The organism is Hydrogenophaga electricum (assembly GCF_030160815.1).
GTDB lineage: Bacteria > Pseudomonadota > Gammaproteobacteria > Burkholderiales > Burkholderiaceae_C > Hydrogenophaga > Hydrogenophaga electricum.
Window position 1 is genome coordinate 1 of sequence record NZ_BSPB01000205.1, and the last position, 522, is coordinate 522.

Genomic DNA, 522 nt, shown 5'->3' on the forward strand with positions numbered 1-522 from the left:
TATGGTTACCCGATGCTATGGAAGGACCCACCCCCATTTCAGCTCTTATACACGCAGCAACTATGGTTGCTGCGGGGATTTTTCTTATAGCTCGACTTCTTCCTCTTTTCATATCCCTACCTTTGATAATGAGTTTCATTTCTTTAATAGGTACACTAACACTTTTCTTAGGAGCCACTTTAGCTCTTGCTCAGAGAGATATTAAAAGAAGCTTAGCCTATTCTACAATGTCTCAATTGGGTTATATGATGTTAGCTCTAGGTATAGGTTCTTATCAAGCTGCTTTATTCCATTTGATCACTCATGCTTATTCGAAAGCTTTATTATTCTTGGGATCCGGATCTGTTATTCATTCAATGGAACCTCTTGTTGGATATTCACCAGATAAAAGTCAGAATATGGTTCTTATGGGTGGTTTAAGAAAATACATTCCAATTACAAGAACTTGTTTTTTATGGGGTACCCTTTCTCTTTGTGGTATTCCACCTCTTGCTTGCTTCTGGTCCAAAGATGAAATCCTTA

General features: G+C 37.9%; 1 protein-coding gene. It reads left to right on the forward strand.

What is annotated here, in order from left to right:
* The coding region (locus QQK43_RS23840; protein WP_502260867.1) for a proton-conducting transporter transmembrane domain-containing protein at positions 1–522 on the forward strand (522 nt) is incomplete at both ends.